This window comes from Roseovarius sp. D0-M9 (assembly GCF_037083805.1).
In the GTDB taxonomy this organism is placed as follows: Bacteria; Pseudomonadota; Alphaproteobacteria; order Rhodobacterales; family Rhodobacteraceae; genus Roseovarius.
In genome coordinates, this window is record NZ_JBAPKZ010000013.1 from 1 (window position 1) to 23014 (window position 23014).

A 23014-nucleotide genomic window follows, 5' to 3' on the forward strand; every position below is an offset into this window, starting at 1 on the left:
CTGCGATGGCTGAGGTCTCCGCGTCGGACGCGCCTACCGAAGGCACGAAATATGGGAGCGGCTCAAGCACCGGTGCGCCCGACTACCCACACGGAACGAGAAGGGACCCGATTTGTCATCAGGGACCCAGCCTTGGACAGATACGACTTAAGCAAGCGGAAACCCAATTGGCGAGACATGGTGCATTGGCGCATCAGCCTGGCACGCAAGGCTTGCGTTTTTTGCCCTCGCTGACAGTTCACCAAGACGATCAAGTGTGGTGTGATTGGTGACCTATTGCGTTCTTTGCGTCATCTTTTCGATTTCCCTACAACCCATTTGCTGTGCCGGTCTGGGGCCGATCTGGTCCGGTGTGCCCTGCTTGCAAGCCGCTTGCGGATGTTTGTTGCGCTCTCAGCGGTCAGTGTCTGGCTCGGCGTTGTCGGAGGCCCATTCTGCGGCCGCTTCGACCGCGACGGGGGAGGTGGTCGGCAGGATGCCGATGTAGGCTTCGGTCTGATCGACGGGGGTCGGTGCGCGCTGTGTCATGCGGTAGAGCGCATAGAGCGCGATGGCCGCGAAAGTCGCGCCGAGGACCAGCCAGAAGGCGAAGGGGTCGAGCCCCTCCATCGCCCAGCCGGTGACGAGCGGGCCGGCGATGGCCCCGAGGCCGAAGGTAAAGACAAGGCCGCCCGAGGCCGCGGGCATGTCCTCGGCGGACAGGAAGTCGTTGGTATAGGCGAGGAAAAGCGCATAGAGCGGTGTCGTCATCCCGCCTGCGAAGAACGCGGCTGCCATCAACGGCCACAAGCCGCCGCCCGCCATCCATCCCAGCAGGCAAGACACCGTGCCAAGCAACGCGGCCCCAAAGATCAACTGCCGTCGATCCATCCGGTCCGACAGCCAGCCGATGGGGTATTGCAGCACCAGTGCCCCGGCGAAGAGCATCGCGACAAAGAGCGCGATCTGCGTCGCCGATAGCCCGATCTGGCTGCCAAAGACCGCGCCCATCCCCGACTGGGTGGCATAGATGCTGCCCAGCAAGAAGATCCCGATTGCGCCGAGGGGCGAGCTTTCGAAGAGCTTGCGCAAGGACATCGGGCGCGCGACCTCTGCGACGGGGGCGGTCATCGACGACAACAGGATCGGCGCGAATGAGACCGACACCAGCATCGACGCGCAGATGAACAAGACCGACGTGCCTGCATCCCCCAGCGTCAGCAATCCCTGCGCCCCGATGATCCCGAGTGTCTGCGCAATCATGTAGGCCGACAGAACCGTGCCGCGCGTCTCGTTGGTGGCCGCGTCGTTCAGCCAGCTTTCGGCGGTGACGTAGATGCCGGACATGCTGAACCCGATGAGGATACGCAGGATCGTCCAGGCCCATGGCTCGGTCAGGAGGGGAAAGGCGATCAGCCCCGCAGACATGAAGCTGCCGAGCGCCGCAAAGACGCGCACATGCCCCACGCGCCGGATCAGTATCGGCGTCAGGCGTGCGCCCGAAAGGAAACCAAGGAAGTAGCCCGAGGTGACGATCGCCAACTCGGCCGAGGAAAAGCCTTCGATCCCGCCGCGCAGACCGATCAACGTGAAATGCATGCCGTTGCCCAGCATGATCAGCACAATGCCCAGCAAGAGGGCCCAGACGCCGGAAAACATCTTGATCACAGCGCGGCCCTCTTGGTTCTGGCGGCTCTTGGCACCCTCGGCGGGAATACTTGCAAGCGCGCGGCTATGCGACGCGGCGCATCCATCAGCCCTGTGGCAGCGGCTCGGTCACCGTGCCTTGGGTTTTGCCCAAGGCCAGGTCGCGCGCTTGATCCCGCAGCGTGAATTTCTGGATCTTGCCGGTCGACGTGCGCGGGACGGTCGCAAAAACGAACCTGCCGGGCACCTTGTAGGGGGCAAGATGCGCCTTGCACCAAGCGCGCAGCGCATCCTCATCCGCCGACTGGCCAGCGGCCAGTTCGATGAAGGCGCAAGGCGTCTCGCCCCATTTTTCGTGCGGCATGGCAACGACAGCGGCGATCTCGACGGCCGGATGCCGGTAGAGCGCCTCCTCCACCTCGATGGACGAGATATTCTCGCCCCCCGAAATGATGACATCCTTGGACCGATCCTTGAGCTGGATGTAGCCGTCCGGATGCATGACACCCAGATCGCCCGAGTGGAACCAGCCGCCCTCGAAGGCGGCGCGCGTCGCCTTGGGGTTACGGAAATACCCCTTCATCACGACATTGCCGCGAAACATCACCTCGCCCATGGTCTTGCCGTCGCGCGGCACGGGCGCCATCGTCTCGGGGTCGAGCACGTCCAGCGCCTCAAGCGGCAGGTAGCGCACGCCCTGACGTGATTTGAGCGTCGCCTGCTCGGCCGGGCCGAGACCTGACCATTCCTCGTGCCAGTCGTTGACCACCGAGGGGCCATAGGTTTCGGTCAGCCCGTAAAGATGCGTCACGTCAAAGCCTGCGGTCTTCATATCCGCCAGCAGCTTTTCAGGGGGCGGGGCGGCGGCGGTAAAGAATTGCACGGTGCGGTCCAGCGTGCGGCGCGCGGCATCCGGCGCTGAAATCAGCAGCGACATGACGACAGGCGCACCGCAAAGATGCGTCACGCCCTCATCGGCCAGCGCGGCCCAGATTGGCTCGGCCCGGACCTGGCGCAGGCAGACATGGGTGCCGATGATGGCCGATAGCGTCCAGGGAAAGCACCAGCCGTTGCAATGGAACATGGGCAGCGTCCACAGGTAGACCGCGTGTTTCGCCATCGACGTGGTCAGCGCATTGCCCTGCGCCAGAAGGTAGGCGCCGCGATGATGCGAAACGACACCCTTGGGATCGCCGGTTGTGCCCGATGTGTAGTTGATCGAGATCGCATCCCATTCGTCTTGCGGCATCAGCCAGTCAAAATCCTGATCCCCGCTGGCCAGAAATGCCTCGTAGTCCTGCGCGTCCACGGGGTGGTGGGGGCCGGTGAACACGGGGTCGTCATATTGGATCAGGATCGGCGCGCTCTCGGCCAGTGCCAACGCCTCGCGCATCACCGGCATGAATTCGCGGTCCACGATGACCACGCGCGACATCGCATGATCCAGCTGGAAGGCGATGATCGACGCATCCAGCCGGGTGTTGATCGAATGCAGCACCGCGCCGCACATCGGCACGCCATAGTGACATTCCAGCATGGCGGGGGTGTTGGCCAACATGGCCGATACCGTATCGCCGCGCCCCATGCCGCAACCCGCCAGCGCCGAGGCCAACTGGCGCGACCGCGCGTAGAAGGCGGCGTAGCTGCGCCGCAGCTCGCCGTGGACGATGGCCGTATGGTTTGGAAAGACGCTGGCGGCACGCTCCAGAAATGTCAGTGGCGTGAGCGGCTGATGGTTCGCCGGAGTGCGGTCCAGATCAACGTTATAGGGATTGGCACCGGTTCCGTCACGTCCCACGTCAGGCATCCGACCATTCGGGCGCGCGCTTTTCGACGAAGGCACCGATGCCCTCTTCGGCGTCGCGGGCCAGCATGTTCTCGACCATCACGTTCGAGGCATAGGCATAGGCGTCGGGCAGGCTCATCTCGCGCTGCGCGTGAAAGGCGCGCTTGCCGGTGGCCAGTGTCATGCTGGATTTGGACGCGATCTTGCGCGCCATCTCCATCACGGCATCCTGCAGCGCGTCTTCGGGCACGCTGCGATTGATCAGGCCGATTTCGGCGGCGCGCGCGGCAGATGTCATGTCGCCGGTCAGCAGCATTTCCATCGCGTGCTTGGCCGCGACGTTGCGCGACAGCGCCACCATCGGGGTCGAGCAGAAAAGGCCGATATGAACGCCCGGCGTGCTGAACCGCGCCGTATCCGCCGCGATGGCCAGATCGCAGCTTGCCACCAGTTGGCAGCCTGCGGCGGTCGCCACACCCGTGACCTCGGCGATCACCGGCTTGGGGCAAAAGGCGATGCCCTGCATCACCCCGGCGCAGCGCTCCATGACCGACGCGAAATAGGCACGCCCGCCATCGGGTGCCGCGCGGCCCGCCGTCATTTCCTTGAGATCGTGCCCCGCGCAATAGGCGGGCCCGTTGGCGGCCAGAACGATGACGCGCAGGGATGGATCCGCTCCGGCGCTCTCGATCGCCGCACCAAGCTTGGCCAGCATTGCCTCGGACAGTGCGTTGCGGCGCGCCGCATCGTTCAGCGTCAGGCGCAGGATGCCACCCTCGCAGCGGTCTTGTAGCAGAATATCGCCCTCTGGCATGCGCTCGAATCCTTCCTTGTGTTCATCTTGAGGATATTGGTTTTACGGCAATCCGCCAAGGGCGTGACTGCCGGAGGGCAGGACGGGGCAGGCGCGGCCCGCCTTGCGGTGCCGCGCCTGCCGGGACGTGAGAGCCTTCAGGCGACCGCCAGCTGCTTCTTGGCGTCAAAGAACGGGCGCTCCACGATCGTCGCGCGGCTGGGGCCGGCAGTGGTCACCACCTCAAGCTCGGTGCCGATGTTGGCGTGCTCTGCGGCCACCATTGCCAGCGCGATGTTCTGCCCCAGGCGCGGCGAATAGACGGCCGATGTGACCTTGCCGATCTGCTCACCGCCCAGGTTGATCGCCCAGAAGGTGGTGTTTGGACCCGACATCGGCGCGCCGTCGATCACCAGTCCGATCTGCTGGCGATGGACGCCCTCTTGCTTGATGCGGCGCAATGCGGCCTTACCGATGAATTCGGCCTCCATCTCCAGATCGACAAGCCGGCCAAGCCCAAGCTCGTAGGGGTTGGTGTGGATGTCCGCGTCAGCGTGATAGGACAGCATCCCGCCCTCGATACGCCGGATCGACGATGTGTGACCCGGCTTAAGGCCAAAGGGCAGGCCCGCCGCCATGATCGTCTCCCACAGCAGATCGCCCTGCGCGCCGTCACGCAGATAGATCTCGAAGCCCAGCTCACTGGACCAGCCGGTGCGCGACACGATCAGTGGGATGCCGTTCAACTCGACCTCGCGCAGCCAGTAGTAGCGCAGATCCATGATGTCATCGCCAAAGAGCGCCTGCATGATCTCGCCCGACTTGGGGCCCTGAAGCTGAAGTGGCGATACGTCCGGCTCGCCGATGGTCACGTCGAGGCCCGAATGCACGGCCACGCCCTGCGCCCAGAGCAGGATGTCGCTATCTGCCAGCGAAATCCAGAAGTGGTTTTCCGCCAGACGCAGCAGGATCGGATCATTGAGAATGCCGCCGTCCGCATTGGTGATAAGGATGTATTTGCACTGGCCCACAGCCATCGACGACAGGTTGCGCGGGGTCAGCATCTGAACGAATTTGGCCGCATCCGGCCCCGTGATCTCGACCTGGCGCTCCACCGCCACGTCGCACAGGATCGCGTCGTTGACGAGGTTCCAGAAGTTCTGCTCGGGGTCGCCGAAATCGCGCGGGATATACATGTGGTTGTAGACGGAAAATCCCTGGGCGCCCCAACGCACCGTCGCGTCGAAGTAAGGGGATTTGCGGATCTGTGTGCCGAAGCCGAAATCGTCTGGTTGCATTGTAGCCTCCTCCCGTTGGGGCCGCTGCGCTCTGGCCGCCGCCCTGATGATCTGATTGATCTTCTAATTCGAATCAGGGCATCGCTGCGGACCAAAAAACGGCCCGCTCCTGGGCTGAACGGGCTGTTTTTTGCCCCCGGCGCAGGCCATACGGACGCGCCGTGCTATTGCGGCCAGTTTGCGGCCAGCTTGGACAGATTCGGACGGCTGGATTTCACCCGGCGCGTCACGAAGTAGGTCATATAGCGGTCGATCCCCAGATCCGCCTCCAGAAGGGTGTCCATCAGGGCCTGGAAAGTCGCGAGGCTGGGATTTATCGTGTGCAGGATGTAGTCGATCCCGCCGCCCGTCGCGACGCATTCGGTGATCTCGTCCAGCGTGCTGATGAACGTCTCGAAGCGGTCGAAATCCGCCTTGCGGTGATGCGTCAGCGAGACGGTGACGATCACGAGGCTGAAATTGGCCACCTTTTCCAGTGCGATCTCTCCGCGATATCCCCGTATGAAACCCGCCGCCTTCAGCCGGTCTAGGCGTGCCCAGCACGGCGTGGGAGAGATGTTGCAGATTTCGGCCAATTTGGTCTTGCTCAGTTGCCCGTGCTGCTGGATCGCACTTAGAATGCGAATGTCGGTCGTATCGAGGCCGATCTTCTTCATATGCAGCGGACTTTCCTTCAAGCGCTTCGCCTTGTGACTGAGACATCAGCTTGGGGCGAAGCGCGCGCATCGTTCATATTATGCACCGCGCTCCCCCAAGGTCAGTAAGCGCGGGTCTTGGCGAAGCGCTTCAGCGCCGTGATGGCTTGGGGCCGGGCGTGCGTGAGCCTCAGGCTCCAAGCCTTCAGTTTATAGTGGCATAAGAGATAAGCGCGTTCGGGTTTGCGACCACTTCTAAATCATCAGCGTCGATAAAAGGGTCGATTGGCGCCGCGATCTGCCAGTTTCGAGACGCCCCGCCAGATGGTTGGCACTAACATGGATCAGCGCAGACCCGTTGATCCTGGCGTATGAAGGTCTCAGCGGCGTTCGGCGACAGAATACCGAGCGCCGACAATGACCGACCTGCCACTTTGCCCAAGGAGCATCCTTGGCCTGCGGGGCGTTTTCCCCGCTTGTCCGGCCGAACGGGATGCGCCCGCCTGAGCCTTTCGCAACGCATCCGGGCGATAGGGTGATCCGCAAGGGCGCACGCAATACACGGTGCCCGGCAACTGCGGCAAGCGCGTCGAGGCAGCGCACGAACAACCCGATAGCTGACATGGGTGCATGATTGTCCTGCCGTAAAACCGGACCGGACACAGGCCCCGCAACTCCAGGAGATACAAGATGTCTTTCAAAGACCTTTCGAAAAAGACTGCAGATGTGGCCAACTCACAAACGGACGCAGCGGCTGCCAAGAAAACCGGTGAGGATACTGCCAAGGCAAAGAACACCGCGCCTGCGGCCGCGCCCGCATCCGGGGCCAAAGCCACCTGAGCAGCCTGGCAATCTGAGATGCAAATCCGAAATGCCCATGAGCCGCCGCCGCGCAGTCACGCGCGGCGGCCCCTCGCGTTTATGGGCAAGCATTTTTTGGGGCAAGCGTCCGGGGCTGGATGAATTGACGGCCCGCTCCTGCCTACTGGCAGGGCGCTCTGATGCGGCAGCCCTGAAATTACCCGAACCAAGGAGAAGACATGATGGCGAGACTGACAAAGAAAAGCGTTTTCAAGGCGACCCCTCAAAAGGAGACGCCAATGGAAAAAACCACACGCGCCGCGCGGGATATCCTCGACGGCGAGGCAGATGATCGCGAGGTCAAGACAGCGCGCCTCCGCAAGGCCCGACTTGAAAGAGAGGCGAGCCTGCCGGACAAGGCCGCCGAGCCAAAGGCCAAGAAACCCCGCAAGAAGGCGGCGGCCAAACCCGCCTGACGTATGCCGCCCAAAACCTCGGTCGGCGTCTGGCGGTGCGGCGCGTCCAATGATGACTGGGCGGCGATTTCACGCACATGGTGGGGCGAGTGATGGCCGCGACTATGGCCTGCGGACGGAATTGCCGCCGGCGATGATGCGATTGATCAGGGCGGCTGCGGCCGCGTTTCCTTCGCCCTCGGCTTCGGGGGCGTTGGCATGGGTGGCTGCGGCGTCCTCGAGAATACCCATGATCTCGCTCTCGGGCAGGATCTGCGCATCGTTCAGCGCCAGCAGCAAGGCTTCGCAAATAGAAAGCGCCGCCATACCGGAATATGTGTTATCGACGGGCATGAGGGGTTTCCTTCCCGGAATATCACGACGGGCAGGGCCTCGTGACAATAGATACAGCCTGCCAAAAAAGCGAGCGCTTCGGGCTGATCGAGATCAGTCGGCAGAGGGTTTGCGCGCCCGATGACCAAAATTTCCAGTTGAACGGAGGCAGGCCATCGAAAACACTCCCTTGATCCGCAAGCTTGGCACATTTGTCGCCCTGTCCCCGGCCGAGCTTCGCGTGCTCGACGGGCTGCATCAGCGCCGCCGGTTCTTTGTGGCCGGGCGCGATCTGGTGCATCAGGGCCAATCGGATCAGGCGGCCTATATTCTCGTGTCGGGCTGGGCCTGCTCCTACAAGCTTTTGCAGGATGGCCAGCGCCAGATCGTCGATTTCCAGATACCTGGCGATTTTTTGGGATTGCGCAGCGTCCTGTTGCAAATCTCCGATCACAGCGTTGAGCCGGTCACGGATATCGAAGTGACCGAGATTCAGGTAAAAGACCTGCTCGGCGCCTTTTCAAAGACCCCTCGGCTGGCGGCGGCTGTTCTATGGGCGGCATCGCGGGACGAGGCGATGGTGGTCGAGCATCTGGTGGGGATCGGACGCAGGGACGCAGCCGAACGTGTGGCGCATTTCCTGCTCGAACTGGAGGCGCGGCTGTCGCTGGTCGGCATGGGCGACAAGGCGGGGTATGACTGCCCGCTCTCGCAATACCTTTTGGCCGATGCGCTGGGGCTGAGTGCGGTTCATGTGAACCGCGTCCTGAGGCAATTGCGCGAGGCGGGAATGGTGACGTTTCGCGATGGCGCCGTGATTTTCACCGACTACGACCGTCTGGTTGAATTCGCAAGTTTCGAGCCGACATACCTCGACCAGCTCGGCCCTCTCTTGCCCTGAAGCTCCAGAAGGTCTCGGGTGGGGGCTGTTATCGTGATGTTGGATGCGGTCACTGGATGGCAACTAAAGCGTTTCGCCTTTAACCTGAGGCATCAGCAAAAGCCGAAACGCGAGCAACGCCTATATGTGGTTCTGCGTTTCGCGAAACTCTGTGATTCAGGTTTTTCGCGAAACGCTTTAGGCCGCCTTCCTCAGCTTCCCTTGATCTGGATCGAGAAACTGCGCCGCGCGCCCTGAGGCGGGGCAGGGAACGGCCCTGCGCCCCTGACCAACTGGACGGCGGCCTGATCGAGACGGGACGAGCCGGAACTGCGCGCCAGCGAAACCGAGGCAAGGCCACCGCCGTCGCCGATCGTGAAGGCAACCACGACCGTCCCGCGCGTGCCGACCCTTGGCTTGCCGGCGCGTGACAGCTTTTGCATGACCAGCCCTGGATAATTGCTCGCCTCGGCATTTCCCGCCGCCTGCTGGCGCCCGGCGTTGCCGCTGGCGCGCGCGGTGGCCTCCGCCTGGCCGGCCGCCTCGCCTGCGCGGGCGTTTTGCTCTGCGTTGCCTTGGGCCTGTTGTGGGCGGGAGGCGGTTTTTGCCTCGGGTTTGGGCTTTGGCTTGGCAGCGGGCTTGCGCTCGGCGTTCTTGTGGGTCTCAACGAATTCAGGGCTGCGCGGTTTGGGCCTGAGCGAGCGTGTGACCGCGGGCGAGCCGGACCCTGTGCTTTCCAGCCGCTCGGGATCGGCTTCGGACTTGGCAGCAAGGGACGGGGGCTGGTCGGCTGCCGTGGCCTCGGGCGGCTCAGGCGACAGCAACCCGTCCGGCGCCTCTGGTGCCGAAGGGGCCGGCGCGCTGGCGTCTGCCGCCGTGATCGGCTCGGCGTCTTGCGCCCTTTTCGCGGTCTCGGCTGGCTCGGCGCGTTCTGCTTCGGTTGGCTTGGCGGCATCCTCGGGCAAAGCCTTGCTCGCTTGTTCGGCGCCAATCCTCTCGGGGCGGTCCGGGGATGTCTGGGCCTGAACCACTGGCGTTTCGGTCGTCTGGGCGCGATCCGCAGTGAGTGTTCCCACCGCCATGTCCTCAAACGCATTGCCCAGACGGACTTCGGCGGCACCATCCCCGCCTTCGATCTGGGTCGTCTCCGGCGCAATCAGGGCAAGGGCCAGCGCCCCGTGGGCCGTGACCGCCAGCGTCAGCGCCGCTGCTTTTGCGAAACCGGAGGACCCTGTCATTGCAGCCCCCGCTCGGTGACGATGACGACGCTGCCCGCGCCAGCCTCGCGCAGGGCGCGGCCAAGGCCGACAAGGGTTGCCGCAGGCAGGTCGCGGTCTGGCACGATGCGCACCCGCTCGCGGGCCTCCTGCGCCAGCCCCGCGACAAATTCGGCCGCAGACGCAACCGGCACACCCATGCGGGTCATGCGGCCATCAGAGTGAACGACCAAGGCATCGGCGGGGGCGGTCTGCTCGATCTCATCCGTCTGCACGAGGGAAAGACCCTTGTCGAGCGGCGCGGCAAGGGTGCCCGCAACAAGAAAGAAGATCAGCATCAGGAAAACGATGTTGATCAGCGCGATGGTTGGCTCGCGATTGCTTTTGGCGATCTTGCGTCTCATGACGCCTCCAGCACGGTGACACTGAGATCTGGAATGGATCGCAAGGCGGCGAGCAGATCGGTCAGCCGCTGCGCTGTCACGTCGGCTTGGGCTGCGATAAGCACGCTCAAGGGGCCGCTGGCCGGGCGGTGCTCTTGTAGCGCCGTGGGCAGCTCCGGCAGCGTCGCGCCCGCGCCATTCAGGCGCAGCGTCTGGGCGGCGAGCGAGACGAAAACGGGCTTGTCCGGCGCGGTCCCCTGACCAGCGCCAGCAGATGCCAGCTCGACCTCGGCAAAGCGGCTGAAGGTGGACGACAGCATGAAGAACAGCAGCAGCAGAAAGATGACGTCGATCAGGGACGTCATGGACAGTCTGCGACGTCGCGCGTGCCTACGCATGGGCCGGCTGCGCGTGCGGAAACGCCGCGATGCGGCGGCCTTGCGGCGCAAGTATCGTGCGCAGTGCCTTTTGGGCCAGCACCCGGTCGGCGTCCATGCGGGCCTCGAGCCAGCTGAGAACCACGGCGGTCGGCATGGCAACGGCCAACCCCACAGCCGTTGTCAGCAGCGCGACCCAGATGCCGCCCGCCAGGATCGACGGATCGACCTGCGCGCCCGCCTCTTGCAGCGCCTGAAACGCTGAAATCATGCCCAGAACCGTGCCGAAGAGGCCCAGAAGCGGCGCAAGCTGCGCCACCGAATCCAGAAACCGCAGCCCGGTTTCCAGTTTGGCAAAGCGCACTTCGGCCTCGGCGTCGAGGCGGGCGGAATCGGTCTGACCGTCCATGGCCATGGTGACGACAGGGGCAAGGTAGCTGGCCGAATGCCCGATATGGTCCCGCGCGGCAGGACGGTCTCCGGCATCCCAGGCTGCGATTGCCTGTTGCAGTGCCTTGTGGCGACCGACGCCTGCAACGGTAAACTGCCACAGCTTGTAAAGTACAACAGCCATGACAAGGATCGAGAGAGCCACCAGAATCAGGACGACCGGGCCGCCAAGATCGGTGATGCGAAGGACGGCGTCCCGAAGGGTGGCAATCATCCCACCACCTCCACATCCGTCCGGCTGCCGAGATCCAGATCCTTCGAGCAGGCGCCTTCGGGCAAATCTTCGCCCGCGCAGGTTTCGGCCCCGTTGATGAGCAAGCGGCCCAGCGATGCGCATTCGAGGCCAGACACGACGAATTGCCGGACCCGTGGCCGGGCCGCTGGCAACGCGCCGAAGTCAAAGAGTGTCAGCCGGTCGACACGGCCATCCGTGTCAAAGAGCACGGCTTCGTACACGGCTTGCTCGATGTCGACGTCATGACCGTTCTGGATGAGAAAGCTGATCCGGCAGGCTTGCTCGACGGGCTCCACCGCGTTTAGCTCGATGGACACATGCGCGCCCTGCGACTCTTGCGCAAGACCGGGCGTGGCGGCGGTGAGCATTACCACGCAAGCGGCGGCCAGATTTTTGTGAGATGCGAGCATGCGGTCCGACCCTTGATTTCGTCGTTAATCATCTGGCTGAGGCGCAGGCCCTTGCTGAATGGCATCGCAATACCACTCAGCAAGGCAGGGTTCAATACCTGATTAAATCAGTATGTCTTTTTATGCGCACCTTGAAGTGCTGCGTCATGCGCGCCGGCTAAGGCCGGGCGCTGGGACTGATCAGGCCAGATGCGAGCGCAGCATCCAGGCGAATTTCTCGTGAGTCTGACCGCGTGCGATGCACAGGTCTTCTGTCAGGGTGTCGCCATGGCTGGCGGCCAGTTCTCCGGCGCCGGCGATGGTCTCTGCCAGCGTCTCCTGCGCCTCTTTCAGGGTGCGGATCATATCCTCGGCGGCAGGCACGCCATCGACCTCGGACACCTTGGACCGGGTCAACATGCCCGCAAGCGTGCCCTCGGCGTGCGCATCGAGAGCCCTGATACGTTCGGCCAGATCGTCCTGCCCGACAAAGTGGTCTTCGTATATCTTCTGGAACAAATCGTGCAGAGGGCCAAAGGCCATCCCGGTCACATTCCAGTGGAAATTCTGCGCCAGCATCGTCGTCACGGCTGTTTCTGCCACGCACTGGTTAAGCGCCTCGGCAATCTGTGTGGTCGCATCTGTCGAAAGGGTCTGGGCGGTCTGGGTCATTCCTGCCTCCTTCATAATCAATGGGGCGCTGGCTGGCGTATGGCTGGCTTGCCATTCGATAATAGACGCAGCCAGGCGCTTGGGCAAGTCAATTTAGAACCTTTCTAAGTTCAGTCGAATTCATCGACGACCGCGCGCAGCAAAAGAACGAGGTTCCTGCACGCATGTTTCGGCACCCGCGACCGCAACAGAAACGTGGCGCTCAGCGTGTCGCCATCCTTCAAACTGCGGGCAAGCGCCAAAAGCCAATCCTCATCGAACGAGGTTTCACGCACACCTTCACGAAAGAGGACGGGCCGCCGGCCCAAAGCCTGGGACAGGCACCGCATCAGGATTTCAGAGGCCGCTTGCCCGGCGACATGGCGGTTACCGGACAAGGCCGCGCAAGCGCCGAACATGTCGATATAGCTTTTGCAGCGTGCGCCGCTGGCCGCATGGCGCAGCTGATCCAGCAGCGGCCGCGGGCCTGTCGCGGTGCCTGAATCAATGTCGTGGTCTTGCGATACTTTGCGAAGTGCAGAAGCCATGTCTTGTGTGTGTCCTTCGATTTGCTGGCGTGATCCTGCGGTGGCCGCGCTCGGCAGTTCCTGCAGAATCAGGCAGCCTTGCCGCCCTTGAGCACCGTCAGCTCCGTCTTTTTCTTCTGGCAGCGCTTTTGAAACGCGGGCTCCCAATGCTTGTAGCCGCCCATGACGGCTTGCTGGGCGACGACCAGTTCCACGAAAGCTTCTCGATGCTTGTTCTTGGAGAGTTTCTTGAACGCGGATTTCTGCGCCTTGGTCATAGAGCAGCCAATGCAATGGCCATCGCGCTTGAACTTGCAGACGCTGATGCAGGGACTGGGAACTTTCGACATGATGTCCTCGGATACTTGGCGGGCTGATGGGGCGGGGTTAGTCAGTATGGAATGCGGCGTATGAGGGACACGCTGGGCCGGGCGCACCCTTGCGTGTTCACCGTTTTCGTCATTTGGTCAGGATCAGTTTGCCCGCGCGGGTGATGCGCAGGACGTAGGTCTGGCCATCAAGGACGATCTCGGCCTTGATGCCGTTCAGGATCAGATCGCGGGCATCGTAAAGAGCGGTATCATCGGCCTGATCGACGGAGTGCGGCGACGGAAGGTTCTGCATGAGGCTCATCGTCCCTCTCCTGGCCGGGTGCGGCAATCGCGTTGCCAGTCGATCAGCTGTTCAAGGGCAAAGCCCTCGGCCTGCGCGCACTCTGAGTTCGACGGAATGATTTCGCGCCAGCCCATTGCGGTCGCAGGCTGCGCCCTCCGGGTGGCTTTGGGCTCGGGTGTCGTCACGTCTGTCGCTCCTTTCATGGACATCCGGGCTGCCTTGGGCGGTGGCTGGGACGCGCGCTCGCTCACGCTTGGATTAGTTTCCGACAAAACGAGTCGGGTTCTTTTATGTAGTATTGTTTTCTGATGCTTTTAGTCAAGAAAGGATATTCAGATGATCCACGCCTTGGCGGCGCCCGCCGCCCGGCGCGCCTCGGGGGATGGCTGAGGGTATATCTGGGTGCGTGTCAGGACGCTCAGCACGGGCGGGCGCCTGCCTGCGCATCGCGCCCGCCTGTGTCTGTTTTCCGACGCTGCGCTCAGGCCGGTTGCAGGCTGCCGATCTGCTGAATCGCGCGGAAGCCCTCAAAGCGCGGCGTGCCCTCATGCAGCTTGCGGCTTTGGCCTGCGCGCGCGTGGGAGGCGCGAAATTCAGCGCTGGTTGTCCAGGCGCGGAAATGCGCCTCGCTCTGCCAGACGGTGTGCGAGGCATAAAGCACAAGACCGTCCTCCTCCGGCCCTTTCAGCATGTGAAATGACACGAAACCCTCCATATCCTGAAGGCGGCTTTCACGGGTGAGCCATAGTTCCTCGAACTCGGCGGCGTTCTCCAAGGGCACGGTAAAGCGGTTCATGGCAAGATACATCACGGGGTCTCCTCAGTTGGTTTTCAGTGCGCTACAGGGGTCATCTCGCTCCGCCGGCGGCACCACGCGGGTTTCGTCATAGGGTATGTCTGTCTGCTCTTCTGTAAAGGCGATGGCGTGTGTCGTCACGCCAGGGGCGGCCTTTGCAATCATCGCTGGCACGCCCCAATCGGTCCGGGCATGGCCATTTCCAGCGATCACGGCAACAGGCGGGCCGAAGGTTTCAAGCGCCTCCAGCGCCGCGCGGGCAAAGACCGCATCGCGGTAGCGCTGGACGTCGACCATCCCTGGCATCATCTCAAGGGGCATGGCCTCGCAATGCGCGGCAAATTGCAGGGCCTCGCGTGCGGTCTGCTGGTCGTCCGGCAGGGGCTGCTCCAGACCGAACCGTGCCGCGTCCGGCCCAAAGAGCGCGGCGGGCCCGTCACCATAGACGGACCTCACCGATTCGCGCGGCGCCGCCGCACCGATGATCCGGGCGCTGCCCGAGGCATCAAAGATCGGCGCGTAGAGGGCGTAGTCGGGCCAGTTGCCCGCATCCCAGATCACCTCGGCCAGATGGCGTTCGGCGTCGATCCTGCGCGCGTCCTCGGGCGAGAGCATTTCGAACACGACCGCCGTTGGCTGCAGCGCGTCCAGCATCGCGGCCTGGCCCAGATGGGCGTCCGCATTGTCGTGAACTTCGCCCAGAACAACGATGTGCGCGTCCGGCTGGGCCAGCGCTGGCATGGCTAGGCAGGCGAGAAGGGCGGCAAGTCTCATGATCGGTCCTTTCAGGCGGATGCCGCGTGCGGCAGGATATAGGGAACGCCGGCGGGCGGCGGCGCCGAGACGCGCAAAACGCAGCCATAGGCCCGTGACAGGATCTCGTCGGTCAGCACACCCGAAGGCGCGCCAAAGGCGAGGCTTTGCCCGCCCGCCAGAACCGCCACGCGGTCGGCATAAAGGGCGGTGAGGTTCAGATCGTGCATGACGGCAATCACGCCGCCGCCCGCGCGGGCAAAATTACGGGCAAGTTCCATCACCTGCAACTGGTGCGCAATATCAAGGCTGGACACCGGCTCGTCCAGCAGCAGCCAGCGGGGCTGGCCATCCTCGAACGGGGACCAGACCTGCGCCAGCACCCGCGCCAGCATCACGCGCTGCGCCTCGCCGCCGGAAAGCTCCTGAAACGTGCGATCCGCGTAACCGGCAAGGCCGACGCGCGCGAGGGCGAGCATCGGCACCTCTCGCCTGTCGCCGGCCGTGCCCGCTTGCAGGCCAAGGCGCACCACCTCGATCACGGTAAAAGAGAAAGCCAGCCGCGAGGCCTGCGGCAGCACGGCGCGCTGCGAGGCCAGCTCCCACGGTTTCATCCGGGTGATGTCCCGGCCATTCAGGCACACGCGGCCATGATAGGGCAGGGAGGCGGTGATCGCCCCCAGCAGGGTCGACTTGCCCGACCCGTTGGGCCCGACGATGGCCGTGACCTCGCCGGGCTGCGCGGTCAGGTTGACGCCGCTCAGCGCCTCGCGGCCCCCGTATGAGACACGGATATCTTCTGCGATCAGGCTCATAGTTCGACCAACCCCCGACGTTTCAGCAAGATCCACAGGAAAACCGGCGCGCCCAATACGGCGGTCACGATTCCAATGGGCAGCTCGGCCGGTGCGATGACGACGCGGGCAATCACATCGGCGAGAATCAGCAATGTCGCCCCCAGAAGGGCGGCATTGGGCAAAAGTGTCCGGTGATCGGGCCCCGACGCCAGCCGCAACAGATGCGGCACGACGATGCCGATAAAGCCGATCCCGCCCGAAACCGCCACCGCCGCCCCGGTGGCGGCTGCCACGGCCAGGATGGCGACAGCCTTCATCCGCTGCACATCGATGCCGATATGGGCGGCGGTCGCCTCGCCCAATGCGAGGCCATTCAACCCGCGCCCCAGCATCAAAGCGGCGCCGACGGCCAGCGCGATCATCGGCCCGGCGGCCAGAACCTTGGTCCAGCTTGCGCCTGCCAGCGACCCCAGACCCCAGAAGGTCAGGTCGCGCAGCTGCCGATCATCGGCGATATAGATCAGGATGCCCGACAGCGCGCCCGCGAGCGCCCCAAGCGCGATGCCCGCCAGCAGCATCGTCGCAACAGAGGTGCGCCCCTGCCGGGTCGCCACCCGGTAGAGCAGGATGGTCGACCCCCAGCCGCCAAGGAAGGCCGCGAAGGGCACCAGCTGATTGCCCGTCAGGTCGATCATCCAGACGGGCAGCAGTGTGCCCAGCACGATGGCCAAGATCGCGCCCAGCCCCGCGCCCGCACCGACGCCGACAATGCCGGGATCGGCCAGTGGGTTTCGAAACAGCCCCTGCATCGCTGCGCCGGACACGGCCAGTGCCGCACCCACCAGAAGCCCGAGGGCAAGGCGCGGCAGGCGGATGTCGAAAAGGACGACGCGTTCCATATGGCTCAGCGCCTCGCCCTGCGCCAGCTTGCTCAGCATGGCCAGAAGGGTCACGTCGGTCGCGCCCACCTGAAGGCTGGCAATGCAGGCCAGCGCCAGCACTCCGGCCAGCGCATAGTGCAGAGCGCGCGCGCGGGCCAGGGGATCGCGGCGCGCCGTTTCGATGTCCGTTGCCGCCGCCATGGATCAAGCACCCTGCCCGTAGAGGGCGTCGTTGAGGCGACGAATGGCCTCGGCTGTGCGCGGCCCGAACCCCAGCAACAGCAAGCTGTCCATGCGCACGACCGACCGGGTCTGCGCCGCGGGCGTCAGGGTGATCGCGGGCATGGCCAGAAGCTCGTCATCGGGTGCGCCATGATCGCCGCCCCGGTCCATCATCAGGATCACGTCCGGCGCGGCCAGCCCGACCGCCTCGTCGGTGAGTTGCTTGTAGCCCTCATACCCGGTGAGCGCATTCACGCCCCCCGCCATGCGAATGATCGCATCCGCCGCCGTGCCGGTGCCAGAGGCGTTGATCTTGCCGCCTTGCGTGGACAGCACGAAGAGCACGCGCTTCTTGTCTGCCTCGGCACGCGCGGAGTCGGTCATGGCCGCGTCCATCGACGCCGCCACCTCTGCCGACAGCCGGGACGCCCGGTCTGGCACATTCAGCGCTGCGCCGATGATCTCGATCTTGCGCCCGATGCCCTCTGCGGTCAGCGCGTCGGGCACTTCCACGAATTCCACATCCGCCGCGCGGATCACCTGAAGCGCCTCGGGCGGCCCGGCGCCCTCTTCGGCCAGAATAAGCGCGGGGCCGACCGACAGCACGCCTTCGGGTGACAGGGCCCGCATGTAGCCCACGTCGGGCAGTTCGCTGACCTCGGGCGGGTAGCTGGATGTGGCGTCGCGCGCCTTGAGGCGGTGCTGCTGGCCAAGGGCGGCGACGATTTCGGTGACCGCGCCGCCGATCGACAGCACGTCAGCCTGTGGCGCCGGCGTCTCATCGACTTGCTGCGCGGGCGCCGCAAGGCCGCTAAAGGTGACGAAAACGGCTGTCCAGGCCCCGGTGCAAAGCGCAGACCTGCCGCGCCCCTTGCAATTGCGTGTCATGTTTCATTCTCCTTTGACTGATCGCGGCAGTGCGCGATCCGGCTGCCCGGCCGGCCACCTTGCCCGGCCCATGATGGCAGCAGCCCTGATTTCATTGATCCGTGCGCGTGCTGCGCCCAAGAAACTGAGTGGAGTGTCCGAATGGCGCGCCCTGCCGGCAAATGGTGGGGCCAGGGCGCTCAGGAAAACTGCTCAGGCAGGGGCGAAGTCCCTCGTAGGCAGGGCCGCGACGATGCGCTCCCAATCGGCGCGCGAATTGCGGCCTTCCTTGCCGACGCCGAACACCTGAAAGATCAGACCGCCCATCGCATCGAAGGCTTCGACCGAAACGGCAGGCCCGCGCTGCGTCGGCTTGTCGACGGCCCAGACCTCGGCCACCTTGTCCAGCCGCAGATGCAGGTTGAAGCCGGGGTCCATCACGTTCTGCCACGGCCCCATGGGGTGCAGTTTTCCGATTGGCCCGGTGTGGATCTGAATGCATCCGCGATTGCCTACAAAGATCATCACCTCGATTCCGGCGTCGCGGACAGCGGTCAGCATGGCATCTGCGGCCGCCGGTTCAAGCTGCCGCACATAGGGTGCCCCAGCGATGCGGTAGGCCCCAAGCCGGTTCATCCTCAGTTTCGAGCACAGGCGCAGAAACTGATGCGTGTCGGTCAGTTTTGCCCACTCTTCACGCAGGATATCCACCTTGTCCGGATTGGATTTGGCCGCCTCGACCGGCGCGCGGGGCGCCGCCACGAAATCCGTCGACTGATCTGCGACGGCCAGATCGGTGACGATCTCCAGCCAATCCTTATGTCGGGACGCCTCTCGCAGATGGATCTTGTGTACCGCATCGCCCGCCGCATCAAAGATCTGGAGCGAACGACGCGGGCCCTGCTCGGACGGCGTTTCGAGTGCGAAGGCGTGGACCCAATGCGAGGGAAAGATGCGCAAGTCGATATCTTCGGTCAGTGTCATCGCGGCATGTTGGCCCGGATGGTAGTTGCCGTATTGGCCGACCTTTTCATGCACGCAGGCATCGACGCGCGTCAGAGCCATGACCTCGCCCAGTTTTTCGGCAGCAGGAATGAGGCCGTCAGGATGTGCGGCGATTCGCGTGGCGGTCTGGCCGACATGGGCCGCCACCAGTTGTGCCTTGGATATGCCGAGCTTGTCGGCCAGATCGCGGGCACGCAGTTTCGGGTTTTCCACTTGATAGGTGCGAATATCTTGCGGGGTGACAGCGGCTGTGTCGTTCATGGGCGTCCTCGGAGTTGGTTTTGCGGTCCGATGGCTGCGCCCGAATAAATCTGGTGCGTGGCTGTCTCAAATTACTTGACTGTTTTAGTATGGTAAGGTTAACGCTGCAACCCATCGCGATACGGTTTATCGACAAATCTCCAAAACAGCCGCGCCAGCCCTCGCAAGCTACGGCAAGAAACGCATGAAGGATGGCGCATATGCTCACCCCACTCCTGCGCGGCACGACCGCGCTTGTCTGCTTGTCTGTGGCCGCTACGGCTGCAGCACAAGATGACCCCGGTTTTCTCGGAACCCTTGTTCTGACCGGCGGAAAACGAGACCTCAGCTATGGCACGGCCCTTGCCCGGACCGTGGTCGACGAGGAAGAGATCAAGGACCGGCAGGCCAGCACCGTCGCGCAGCTGATCGACTCGGTGCCCGGTGTCACGCTGGTCAACGGCACGACACCGCAAGGATCGGGCATCAACATTCGCGGGTTTGGTGCCAACACGACCTTTGGCTCGGATCAGAAGATCGCCGTTCAGATCGACGGCGCCAGTGTCGGCTCCGAAGAACTCTACCGGATCGGCACGCAGCTCTTCACGGATCCGATGCTGTATCGGCAGGTCGAAGTTCTGCGCGGCACCATCGGCAGCTTTGCCTACGGGTCGGGTATCGTCGGCGGTGTCGTCAAGCTGGAGACGAAGGACGCCAGCGATTTTACTGGCGGCGTGCCGGGCTTTGGCGGCTCGCAAACGCTGGAATACAGCTCGAACGGGGACGGCTGGGCGACCTCGACCAACCTCGCGTGGATGCCGACCGACGGTGTTGAATTCCTGCTGAATTATACGCTGCGCGATCAGGGCGACCTTAAGGCTGGCGACGGCACCACTATCGGCAATTCATCGTTCCGCACGCCATCGTGGCTGGCCAAGGGCAAATTCACCTTCGGAGAGGATGACGCGCAATCGCTGACACTCAGCTATTCCGAAACGGTCGCCGACGACAAGGACGTGCCATACGATCAGTTCGAGACGACGGCTGGCAGTTTCGGCCGCGTGGACCGGCGCACTGATACCAGTCAGGCGGTCGCGGAATACCGCTATAACCCGGCGAGCGATCTGATTGATCTGCGCGCAAACCTTTCCTACGCCGATCAGAAGATTGACGTGGATTATATCGACGGCAGCTCGCCCTTTCAGGGCGGGCAGAGCGTCGCGGCATTTTGCGCCAGCCCGTTTACAGCGGTGATCTGCGCCGACAATCGCTATCAGACGACCAAGCTGACCGTCTCGAACCGTGCGATTTTCAACACCGGCGCGGTTGCGCATGACATGCTCGCCGGCGGCGAGGTGATCCGCAAGGAACGACTGGACGCGGCCAGTTCGCCTGGCGGCGAGGATCGGCGCTTTGCCATCTTCGTGGTGGACGAGATGTCCATCGGGCAATTCACCGCGACGCCGGCGCTGCGCTATGAGCATTCCCGGATCGAAAGTTCGGTGCCGCTGGCCGGCGTGCCAGATAACTATGAAAAAGACGCGCTGATGGGCGGTCTGGCCTTGGCATATGATTTTGGCAATGGCCTGTCGGTCTTTGGCAGTGCCGCCTACACCGAGGGCCTGCCGATCATCGACGATCTGGGCACCACCGCCACGGCCCTGCGCCGCATCGGCATGTCCGAAAAATCGCACACGTTCGAGATCGGGGCGGAATACACTGGCGTCGATGTCTTCGCGCAGGGCGACAGCTTTACCATTCGTGGCAACGTCTATCAGACAGAGCTTTGGGACGTGACCAGCTATACCGTTGCTGGCTCGACAGGGTCCGAATTGGACAGCGTGGAGTCGCGCGGGGTCGAACTCGAAGCCTCCTACGGAATGGCAAGCGGCGTCTATTTCGACCTTGCCGGGCACCTCGGCGACGGAACCGAGGTCAACCCGGATCGCACGAGCACGACCTGGCGCAACAGCCCAGCGGACCGTGTGCAACTGACCGTTGGCAAGAAATGGGACGATGCGCTGGATCTGAGCTGGGAGGTTGTCCACGCCGCAGACCGGCGCGATGCCCTCAACGCTGATCTGCCGGACAACACGGTGCACAATCTGCGCGCGACATGGCGCCCGGAGCAAAGCTGGGCTGCAGGCACCGAGGTCCGTTTCGGTGTCGAGAACCTGCTTGATGACGACTATGTGGGCCATTTGTCCTCACCCACCAGAAAAGCGCCGGGCAGAACATTCAAGGTGTCGCTGACCAAGACATTCTGAAGCTTTGGATGCCGGGGTCTGTGGCCCCGGCGTTCGCCCCGGCCGGATGGGACGCGGCCCCGGCCAGATCCGCCAGATCGGCCCCGACAAAGACTGATTTGCGTCCTAATCTGATCCGAATTTTCTGAAATTACACGAAGTGAGTAAAAGTTTGCAGGCGGGCAGATGCCAACACCCTATACAGACCAGTTTTTCGTGATGGATCCGGGCAATCCGCCTGGGGGCGGAGCGGCTTTGACCGTTCAGAATTTCGGCTTCATCGATCAGAACGATGATGGCTTCATCAGCACCACTGCGGGCGATAGCTTCAATGGCTTGACGGTGACGAGTGTCTGGGTGGGCGATACGATCACGGTGGATATTCCCGGTCAGGGTGAAGTGGTCATCGAAGGCGTGACATTCTATGTCTCGGGCGGGCCAGCGGTGTTTACGCCGACAGACGGCACGATCCTGCAAGACGCCACATTCGTCAGATCGACCTTCGTGAACAACAGCACGCAGATCCCGCTATCGTCGCTGACGCCCACCTGTTTCACCCGTGGCACGATGATCCTGACGCCCGATGGGCCGCGCGCGATCGAGGCGCTAAAGGTCGGCGACCTGGTGGTCACCCGCGACCACGGCGCGCAACCCGTCCTGCTGATCAGCCGCGAAAGCTACACGGCGCGGGGCCGGAACGCACCGGTTCGCATCTGCAAGGGGGCGCTGGGCAATGATGCGGACCTGATGGTCTCGCAAAATCACCGGATGCTGATTTGCGACTGGCGGGCCGAGCTACTGTTTGGCGAGGACGAACTGTTGGTCGCTGCCAAGCATCTGGTGAATGGCGACACGATCTATGTTCACGAGGGCGGCGCGGTGGAGTATTTCCATCTGCTCTTTGCCAATCACGAGATCATCTGGGCCGCAGGCATCCCGTCGGAAAGCTATCTTCCGGATCTTAATCAAGACCAACAGAGTGCGGAGGCCTGCGAAGAATTGCGCCGCCTGTTCCCCGACCTGCACAGCTTTGCAGAGGTGGCGCGGCAGACTGCGCGCCCGGTGGCCCGTGCAAAGGACGCAGCGGTTCTGGCGGTGCTTTGATCGCAAGCTCCGAATGCAAGATTGGTGCCGCCCAAAGGGCGCCAGTCGATCAGCGCGCCCCGGACAGGACGGTTGCGGTGACGCGGCACGCCTGCACCTGCGCGTCTCAATCACATTCGACAGGGATCGAAAATCCGGTCTTGACGCGATCCATGACAACGCTGGTGCGAAATCGCAGGACGTTTTCCTCGGCAAGGAAATGGCGGTGGGTGAAGCTTTCAAAATCCGCCATGTCGCGGGCAGACAAGATCAGGATGAAATCGGCGTCCCCGGTGACATAATAGCATTGCATCACCTCCGGAGCGGCCTGCATCGCAGCCTTGAAGCGATCCAGATCGGCCTTGCGCTCGGCCTGAAGCGTGACCTCGACGATCAGGATAAGCCCGCGACCGACGTGGGCGGGGTCGAGGATAGCGATTTCGGCCTCGATGACGTCCGAACCCCGCAGGCGCGCCAGCCGCTTGCGACAGGCATCAGGCGACAGGCCCACTTGCGGCGACAAAGCCTCGGCGGTGACGCGGGCATTCGATTGCAGGGCATTCAGGATGAGGGCGTCGAATCTGTCCATTCATACGTGATCGCTTAGAATCGGCTAAAATCAAACGCCCATCTGCGCCGCTGTCCGATAATTGGGGCGCATCAGGCCAAAACG

28 protein-coding genes are annotated in these 23014 nt (G+C 63.4%); 5 read left to right on the forward strand and 23 right to left on the reverse strand.

What is annotated here, in order from left to right; genetic code table 11:
* Positions 1-393 precede the first annotated feature (393 nt).
* From V8352_RS10205 to V8352_RS10225, 5 genes are all read right to left on the reverse strand, one after another.
* Positions 394-1647 carry an MFS transporter gene (locus V8352_RS10205; RefSeq protein ID WP_336424185.1) on the reverse strand — a complete coding sequence of 418 codons (1254 nt, stop codon included), beginning with the start codon at positions 1645-1647 and terminating at the stop codon, positions 394-396.
* An 85-nt stretch (positions 1648-1732) separates the two neighbouring features.
* Positions 1733-3433, reverse strand: a complete 1701-nt coding sequence (locus V8352_RS10210; protein ID WP_336424186.1) for an acyl-CoA synthetase — start codon at positions 3431-3433, stop codon at positions 1733-1735.
* Complete coding sequence (locus V8352_RS10215) at positions 3426-4226, reverse strand: enoyl-CoA hydratase (RefSeq protein ID WP_336424187.1); 801 nt, start codon at positions 4224-4226, stop codon at positions 3426-3428. Before V8352_RS10215 ends, V8352_RS10210 begins: the two co-directional genes overlap by 8 nt.
* A 137-nt stretch (positions 4227-4363) precedes the next feature.
* The gene (locus V8352_RS10220) at positions 4364-5503 is read right to left on the reverse strand and encodes a glycine cleavage T C-terminal barrel domain-containing protein (RefSeq protein WP_336424188.1); all 1140 of its coding nucleotides are present in this window, start codon (positions 5501-5503) and stop codon (positions 4364-4366) included.
* Between the two features lie 164 nt (positions 5504-5667).
* Positions 5668-6159, reverse strand: coding sequence for an Lrp/AsnC family transcriptional regulator (locus tag V8352_RS10225; protein WP_336424189.1), 492 nt, complete (start codon positions 6157-6159; stop codon positions 5668-5670).
* Between the two features lie 669 nt (positions 6160-6828).
* Between V8352_RS10225 and V8352_RS10230 the strand changes: the two genes are divergently transcribed.
* Both V8352_RS10230 and V8352_RS10235 read left to right on the forward strand, forming a co-directional pair.
* Entirely contained in the window at positions 6829-6978 is a 150-nt protein-coding gene (locus V8352_RS10230; RefSeq protein ID WP_336424190.1) for a hypothetical protein, read from the forward strand.
* A 260-nt stretch (positions 6979-7238) separates the two neighbouring features.
* Positions 7239-7415, forward strand: coding sequence for a hypothetical protein (locus V8352_RS10235; protein WP_336424191.1), 177 nt, complete (start codon positions 7239-7241; stop codon positions 7413-7415).
* A gap of 102 nt (positions 7416-7517) precedes the next feature.
* Here V8352_RS10235 and V8352_RS10240 read toward each other — a convergent pair whose 3' ends face one another.
* Positions 7518-7748: a hypothetical protein gene (locus tag V8352_RS10240; protein ID WP_336424192.1), complete on the reverse strand. Its 231-nt coding sequence runs from the start codon at positions 7746-7748 to the stop codon at positions 7518-7520.
* 169 nt (positions 7749-7917) lie between these two features.
* On the opposite strand from V8352_RS10240, the gene V8352_RS10245 reads away from it, so the two are divergent.
* Complete coding sequence (locus V8352_RS10245; protein ID WP_336424193.1) at positions 7918-8628, forward strand: Crp/Fnr family transcriptional regulator; 711 nt, start codon at positions 7918-7920, stop codon at positions 8626-8628.
* A 191-nt stretch (positions 8629-8819) separates the two neighbouring features.
* Here V8352_RS10245 and V8352_RS10250 read toward each other — a convergent pair whose 3' ends face one another.
* The 16 genes from V8352_RS10250 to V8352_RS10325 form a co-directional block, all read right to left on the reverse strand.
* Positions 8820-9845, reverse strand: a complete 1026-nt coding sequence (locus tag V8352_RS10250; protein ID WP_336424194.1) for an energy transducer TonB family protein — start codon at positions 9843-9845, stop codon at positions 8820-8822.
* On the reverse strand, positions 9842-10228 hold the full coding sequence (locus tag V8352_RS10255; RefSeq protein WP_336424195.1) for an ExbD/TolR family protein: 387 nt from the start codon (positions 10226-10228) through the stop codon (positions 9842-9844). Before V8352_RS10255 ends, V8352_RS10250 begins: the two co-directional genes overlap by 4 nt.
* Positions 10225-10605 (reverse strand): ExbD/TolR family protein, encoded by a 381-nt coding sequence (locus V8352_RS10260; protein ID WP_336424196.1) that lies wholly within the window; start codon positions 10603-10605, stop codon positions 10225-10227. Before V8352_RS10260 ends, V8352_RS10255 begins: the two co-directional genes overlap by 4 nt.
* On the reverse strand, positions 10598-11248 hold the full coding sequence (locus V8352_RS10265) for a MotA/TolQ/ExbB proton channel family protein (protein WP_336424197.1): 651 nt from the start codon (positions 11246-11248) through the stop codon (positions 10598-10600). Before V8352_RS10265 ends, V8352_RS10260 begins: the two co-directional genes overlap by 8 nt.
* On the reverse strand, positions 11245-11679 hold the full coding sequence (locus V8352_RS10270; protein ID WP_336424198.1) for a hypothetical protein: 435 nt from the start codon (positions 11677-11679) through the stop codon (positions 11245-11247). The genes V8352_RS10265 and V8352_RS10270 overlap by 4 nt, the downstream gene beginning before the upstream one ends.
* Positions 11680-11859: 180 nt before the next feature.
* Positions 11860-12330 carry a Dps family protein gene (locus V8352_RS10275; RefSeq protein ID WP_336424199.1) on the reverse strand — a complete coding sequence of 157 codons (471 nt, stop codon included), beginning with the start codon at positions 12328-12330 and terminating at the stop codon, positions 11860-11862.
* Positions 12331-12440: 110 nt separating this feature from the next.
* Entirely contained in the window at positions 12441-13004 is a 564-nt protein-coding gene (locus V8352_RS10280; protein ID WP_336424200.1) for a hypothetical protein, read from the reverse strand.
* Positions 12926-13186 (reverse strand): DUF1289 domain-containing protein, encoded by a 261-nt coding sequence (locus V8352_RS10285; protein ID WP_336424201.1) that lies wholly within the window; start codon positions 13184-13186, stop codon positions 12926-12928. The genes V8352_RS10280 and V8352_RS10285 overlap by 79 nt, the downstream gene beginning before the upstream one ends.
* Positions 13187-13295: 109 nt before the next feature.
* The gene (gene hemP / locus V8352_RS10290) at positions 13296-13460 is read right to left on the reverse strand and encodes a hemin uptake protein HemP (RefSeq protein ID WP_442971014.1); all 165 of its coding nucleotides are present in this window, start codon (positions 13458-13460) and stop codon (positions 13296-13298) included.
* Positions 13461-13465: 5 nt separating this feature from the next.
* Positions 13466-13636, reverse strand: coding sequence for a hypothetical protein (locus V8352_RS10295; protein WP_336424203.1), 171 nt, complete (start codon positions 13634-13636; stop codon positions 13466-13468).
* Between the two features lie 296 nt (positions 13637-13932).
* A complete protein-coding gene (locus V8352_RS10300; RefSeq protein ID WP_336424292.1) occupies positions 13933-14259 on the reverse strand; it encodes an antibiotic biosynthesis monooxygenase family protein in 327 nt (108 codons plus the stop codon).
* A 12-nt stretch (positions 14260-14271) separates the two neighbouring features.
* Positions 14272-15021 carry a ChaN family lipoprotein gene (locus tag V8352_RS10305; protein ID WP_336424204.1) on the reverse strand — a complete coding sequence of 250 codons (750 nt, stop codon included), beginning with the start codon at positions 15019-15021 and terminating at the stop codon, positions 14272-14274.
* A gap of 11 nt (positions 15022-15032) precedes the next feature.
* A complete protein-coding gene (locus tag V8352_RS10310; protein ID WP_336424205.1) occupies positions 15033-15815 on the reverse strand; it encodes a heme ABC transporter ATP-binding protein in 783 nt (260 codons plus the stop codon).
* Positions 15812-16879 carry a FecCD family ABC transporter permease gene (locus tag V8352_RS10315; RefSeq protein WP_336424206.1) on the reverse strand — a complete coding sequence of 356 codons (1068 nt, stop codon included), beginning with the start codon at positions 16877-16879 and terminating at the stop codon, positions 15812-15814. Before V8352_RS10315 ends, V8352_RS10310 begins: the two co-directional genes overlap by 4 nt.
* 3 nt (positions 16880-16882) lie before the next feature.
* Positions 16883-17788: a heme/hemin ABC transporter substrate-binding protein gene (locus tag V8352_RS10320; protein WP_336424207.1), complete on the reverse strand. Its 906-nt coding sequence runs from the start codon at positions 17786-17788 to the stop codon at positions 16883-16885.
* A gap of 192 nt (positions 17789-17980) precedes the next feature.
* The gene (locus tag V8352_RS10325) at positions 17981-19033 is read right to left on the reverse strand and encodes a hemin-degrading factor (protein ID WP_336424208.1); all 1053 of its coding nucleotides are present in this window, start codon (positions 19031-19033) and stop codon (positions 17981-17983) included.
* Between the two features lie 200 nt (positions 19034-19233).
* On the opposite strand from V8352_RS10325, the gene V8352_RS10330 reads away from it, so the two are divergent.
* Both V8352_RS10330 and V8352_RS10335 read left to right on the forward strand, forming a co-directional pair.
* Positions 19234-21279 (forward strand): TonB-dependent receptor domain-containing protein, encoded by a 2046-nt coding sequence (locus tag V8352_RS10330; protein ID WP_336424209.1) that lies wholly within the window; start codon positions 19234-19236, stop codon positions 21277-21279.
* A gap of 165 nt (positions 21280-21444) precedes the next feature.
* The gene (locus tag V8352_RS10335) at positions 21445-22362 is read left to right on the forward strand and encodes a Hint domain-containing protein (protein ID WP_336424210.1); all 918 of its coding nucleotides are present in this window, start codon (positions 21445-21447) and stop codon (positions 22360-22362) included.
* A gap of 106 nt (positions 22363-22468) precedes the next feature.
* On the opposite strand, the gene V8352_RS10340 is transcribed toward V8352_RS10335, so the two are convergent.
* The gene (locus tag V8352_RS10340) at positions 22469-22930 is read right to left on the reverse strand and encodes an Lrp/AsnC family transcriptional regulator (protein WP_336424211.1); all 462 of its coding nucleotides are present in this window, start codon (positions 22928-22930) and stop codon (positions 22469-22471) included.
* Positions 22931-23014: the final 84 nt, after the last annotated feature.

What these genes read in the sequence shown, in the direction of transcription:
- V8352_RS10210 (WP_336424186.1), bottom strand. Translation starts at nt 3,433, where the DNA reads ATGCCTGACGTGGGACGTGACGGAACCGGTGCCAATCCCTATAACGTT.
- V8352_RS10215 (WP_336424187.1), bottom strand. Translation starts at nt 4,226, where the DNA reads ATGCCAGAGGGCGATATTCTGCTACAAGACCGCTGCGAGGGTGGCATC.
- V8352_RS10220 (WP_336424188.1), bottom strand. Translation starts at nt 5,503, where the DNA reads ATGCAACCAGACGATTTCGGCTTCGGCACACAGATCCGCAAATCCCCT.
- V8352_RS10225 (WP_336424189.1), bottom strand. Translation starts at nt 6,159, where the DNA reads ATGAAGAAGATCGGCCTCGATACGACCGACATTCGCATTCTAAGTGCG.
- V8352_RS10230 (WP_336424190.1), top strand. Translation starts at nt 6,829, where the DNA reads ATGTCTTTCAAAGACCTTTCGAAAAAGACTGCAGATGTGGCCAACTCA.
- V8352_RS10235 (WP_336424191.1), top strand. Translation starts at nt 7,239, where the DNA reads ATGGAAAAAACCACACGCGCCGCGCGGGATATCCTCGACGGCGAGGCA.
- V8352_RS10240 (WP_336424192.1), bottom strand. Translation starts at nt 7,748, where the DNA reads ATGCCCGTCGATAACACATATTCCGGTATGGCGGCGCTTTCTATTTGC.
- V8352_RS10250 (WP_336424194.1), bottom strand. Translation starts at nt 9,845, where the DNA reads ATGACAGGGTCCTCCGGTTTCGCAAAAGCAGCGGCGCTGACGCTGGCG.
- V8352_RS10255 (WP_336424195.1), bottom strand. Translation starts at nt 10,228, where the DNA reads ATGAGACGCAAGATCGCCAAAAGCAATCGCGAGCCAACCATCGCGCTG.
- V8352_RS10260 (WP_336424196.1), bottom strand. Translation starts at nt 10,605, where the DNA reads ATGCGTAGGCACGCGCGACGTCGCAGACTGTCCATGACGTCCCTGATC.
- V8352_RS10265 (WP_336424197.1), bottom strand. Translation starts at nt 11,248, where the DNA reads ATGATTGCCACCCTTCGGGACGCCGTCCTTCGCATCACCGATCTTGGC.
- V8352_RS10270 (WP_336424198.1), bottom strand. Translation starts at nt 11,679, where the DNA reads ATGCTCGCATCTCACAAAAATCTGGCCGCCGCTTGCGTGGTAATGCTC.
- V8352_RS10275 (WP_336424199.1), bottom strand. Translation starts at nt 12,330, where the DNA reads ATGACCCAGACCGCCCAGACCCTTTCGACAGATGCGACCACACAGATT.
- V8352_RS10285 (WP_336424201.1), bottom strand. Translation starts at nt 13,186, where the DNA reads ATGTCGAAAGTTCCCAGTCCCTGCATCAGCGTCTGCAAGTTCAAGCGC.
- hemP (WP_442971014.1), bottom strand. Translation starts at nt 13,460, where the DNA reads ATGCAGAACCTTCCGTCGCCGCACTCCGTCGATCAGGCCGATGATACC.
- V8352_RS10300 (WP_336424292.1), bottom strand. Translation starts at nt 14,259, where the DNA reads ATGTATCTTGCCATGAACCGCTTTACCGTGCCCTTGGAGAACGCCGCC.
- V8352_RS10305 (WP_336424204.1), bottom strand. Translation starts at nt 15,021, where the DNA reads ATGAGACTTGCCGCCCTTCTCGCCTGCCTAGCCATGCCAGCGCTGGCC.
- V8352_RS10310 (WP_336424205.1), bottom strand. Translation starts at nt 15,815, where the DNA reads ATGAGCCTGATCGCAGAAGATATCCGTGTCTCATACGGGGGCCGCGAG.
- V8352_RS10315 (WP_336424206.1), bottom strand. Translation starts at nt 16,879, where the DNA reads ATGGCGGCGGCAACGGACATCGAAACGGCGCGCCGCGATCCCCTGGCC.
- V8352_RS10320 (WP_336424207.1), bottom strand. Translation starts at nt 17,788, where the DNA reads ATGACACGCAATTGCAAGGGGCGCGGCAGGTCTGCGCTTTGCACCGGG.
- V8352_RS10325 (WP_336424208.1), bottom strand. Translation starts at nt 19,033, where the DNA reads ATGAACGACACAGCCGCTGTCACCCCGCAAGATATTCGCACCTATCAA.
- V8352_RS10330 (WP_336424209.1), top strand. Translation starts at nt 19,234, where the DNA reads ATGCTCACCCCACTCCTGCGCGGCACGACCGCGCTTGTCTGCTTGTCT.
- V8352_RS10335 (WP_336424210.1), top strand. Translation starts at nt 21,445, where the DNA reads ATGCCAACACCCTATACAGACCAGTTTTTCGTGATGGATCCGGGCAAT.
- V8352_RS10340 (WP_336424211.1), bottom strand. Translation starts at nt 22,930, where the DNA reads ATGGACAGATTCGACGCCCTCATCCTGAATGCCCTGCAATCGAATGCC.